At 58.6% G+C, this 3179-nt stretch carries 2 protein-coding genes; both read left to right on the forward strand.

Annotated features, from left to right (window positions below; all coding sequences use genetic code 11):
* Positions 1-2254, forward strand: a 2254-nt coding sequence (locus AC1DRJ_RS22510; protein WP_477804083.1) for an efflux RND transporter permease subunit, incomplete at its 5' end; no start/stop codon positions are given.
* The coding region (locus tag AC1DRJ_RS22515; RefSeq protein WP_477804084.1) for an efflux transporter outer membrane subunit at positions 2251-3179 on the forward strand (929 nt) is incomplete at its 3' end. The genes AC1DRJ_RS22510 and AC1DRJ_RS22515, both read left to right, overlap by 4 nt.

Consider the following 3179-nt stretch of genomic DNA (forward strand, 5'->3'; position numbering starts at 1 on the left):
CGACAAGATGGCCGAGCTGAAGAAGAACTTCCCGGAAGGCATGGACTTCAGCATCGTCTATGACCCGACGATCTTCGTTCGCGGTTCCATCGAAGCGGTGGTTCACACCCTCTTCGAAGCACTGATTCTCGTGGTGCTGGTGGTAATCCTGTTCCTGCAAACCTGGCGTGCCTCGATCATCCCGTTGGTAGCAGTGCCGGTATCGCTGATCGGCACGTTCGCGGTAATGCACTTGTTCGGCTTCTCGTTGAACGCCCTGTCGCTGTTCGGATTGGTACTGGCGATCGGTATCGTGGTGGACGACGCCATTGTGGTGGTGGAGAACGTGGAAAGGCACATCGAGCTAGGAGAAACGCCCGTAGAAGCCACCAAAAAAGCCATGCGAGAGGTGACCGGGCCGATCATCGCGACGGCGCTGGTGCTGTGTGCGGTATTTATCCCGGCGGCGTTCATTTCCGGACTCACCGGCCAGTTCTACAAACAGTTTGCCCTGACCATTGCCATCTCGACCGTGATCTCGGCGTTCAACTCGCTGACACTGTCCCCTGCCCTGGCCGCCGTGCTGCTCAAGAGCCACAATGCTCCGAAAGATCGCTTTACCAAAGTCCTTGATAAACTCTTGGGCGGTTGGCTGTTCCGTCCGTTCAACCGGTTCTTCGAACGCGCCAGCCATGGCTATGTCGGCACCGTAGCCCGGGTTATCCGCAGCAGCGGTATTGCCCTGCTGTTGTACGCAGGCCTGATGGTGCTGACCTTCTTCGGTTTCGCCCACACCCCGACCGGTTTCGTACCCGGCCAGGACAAACAATACCTGGTGGCCTTCGCGCAACTGCCGGACGCTTCGAGCCTGGACCGTACCGAAGACGTGATCAAACGCATGTCCGACCTGGCCCTGAAACAGCCAGGCGTGGAGAGTGCGGTGGCCTTCCCCGGTCTGTCGATCAACGGTTTCACCAACAGTCCTAATGCCGGCATCGTATTCGTGACCCTGAAACCGTTCGACGAACGCAAAGACCCGAGCATGTCCGCCGGTGCGATTGCCGGAGCGTTGAACGGACAGTTCGCCGGGATTCAAGAAGCTTACATGGCGATCTTCCCGCCGCCGCCGGTACAAGGCCTGGGCACCATTGGTGGTTTCCGCCTGCAAATCGAAGACAAGGGCAACCTGGGCTACGACGAGCTGTACAAAGAAACCATGAACATCATCAACAAAAGCCACAACGTGCCGGAGCTGGCGGGCCTGTTCACCAGCTACACCGTGAACGTGCCACAGGTCGATGCCGCCATCGACCGGGAAAAAGCCAAGACCCACGGCGTGGCCGTCAGTGACATCTTCGACACCCTGCAAATCTACCTGGGTTCGCTGTATGCCAACGACTTCAACCGCTTTGGTCGTACCTATCAGGTCAACGTGCAGGCTGAACAACAATTCCGTCTTGAACCCGACCAGATCGGTCAGCTGAAAGTGCGTAACAACAAAGGCGAAATGATCCCGCTGGCGACCTTCATCAAGGTCAGCGACACCTCGGGGCCGGACCGCGTAATGCACTACAACGGCTTCATCACCGCTGAAATCAACGGTGCGGCAGCCCCGGGCTACAGCTCTGGCCAGGCCGAAAAAGCCATCGAGAAACTGCTCAAGGAAGAACTTCCGAACGGCATGACCTACGAGTGGACCGACCTGACCTACCAGCAGATTCTTTCCGGCAACACTGCGCTGTTCGTGTTCCCGCTCTGCGTACTGCTGGCGTTCCTGGTACTCGCGGCGCAGTACGAAAGCTGGAGCCTGCCACTGGCGGTGATCCTGATCGTACCGATGACCCTGCTGTCAGCCATTACCGGTGTGATTGCTTCGGGGGGTGACAACAACATCTTCACCCAGATCGGCTTGATCGTACTGGTGGGACTGGCCTGTAAGAACGCGATCCTGATCGTCGAGTTTGCCAAGGACAAACAGCAAGACGAAGGCATGAGCCCGCTGGCTGCGGTGCTTGAAGCTTGCCGCCTGCGACTGCGGCCGATCCTGATGACTTCCTTCGCGTTCATCATGGGTGTTGTGCCTCTGGTGTTCTCCAGCGGTGCCGGTGCCGAGATGCGTCACGCCATGGGTGTGGCGGTGTTCTCCGGGATGCTCGGGGTGACCTTCTTCGGTCTGTTGCTGACACCAGTGTTCTACGTATTGATTCGTAACTTTGTAGAGCGCGGCGAAGCGCGCAAAGCCGCCAAGGCCCTCAAACTGGAGTCGCAGCAATGAGTTTGAAAGCGTTCCTGCCGAGCCTGCTGGTACTGGCCCTGAGTGCCTGTACCGTCGGCCCGGACTACAAGACCCCGGCGACTGCACCGGCCCACATTACGGCCGCTACCGATGGCGCTGCCGGTCAGAAGAACTTCGACCGCTCGCACTTCGAGGGCATCTGGTGGCAGCAATTCGAGGACCCCACCCTTAACCAGTTGGTGACTCGATCGCTGCAAGGCAACCGTGATTTGCGCGTGGCCTTCGCACGATGGAAAGCCGCTCGGGCGATTCGTGATGACGTCAGCAATGACGCCATGCCGACCATCACCAGCCGGGTCAGCGGTGATTTGGGTGATGGGCAAGTACCGGGGCAGACCACCGACAAGGTCAACAGCGAACGCTACGACCTTGGCCTGGACATGGCGTGGGAAATCGACCTGTTTGGCCGCATCCAGCGCAACCTGGAATCAGCCAACGCTGAACAGCAGGCTCTGGAGGCTGACTTGTACCAACTGCAAGTCACCATGATTGCCGAACTGGTGGACTCCTACGGTCAACTCCGTGGTGCGCAATTGCGTGAAAAGATTGCCTTGGCCAACCTGAACAACCAGCAGGAATCGCGCAAGATCACCATCAGTTTGAGAGATGCCGGCGTCGGCGATCAGCTGGATGTGGAGCGCGCCGATGCACGTCTGGCCTCCGTTGAAGCCAGCGTGCCGCAACTACAGGCCGAACAGGTAAGGCAGAAGAACCGCATCGCTACCCTGTTGGGTGAGCGTCCGGAGAAACTGACCGTCGATCTGAGTCCAAAGAATTTGCCGGCAATCGCTAAAGCATTGCCGATTGGCGATCCGGGTGAATTGCTGCAACGTCGGCCGGACATCCTCAGCGCTGAACGCAAACTGGCATCTTCCACTGCCCGTATCGGCGTGGCCACTGCTGA

This window comes from Pseudomonas sp. P5_B2 (genome assembly GCF_056400445.1).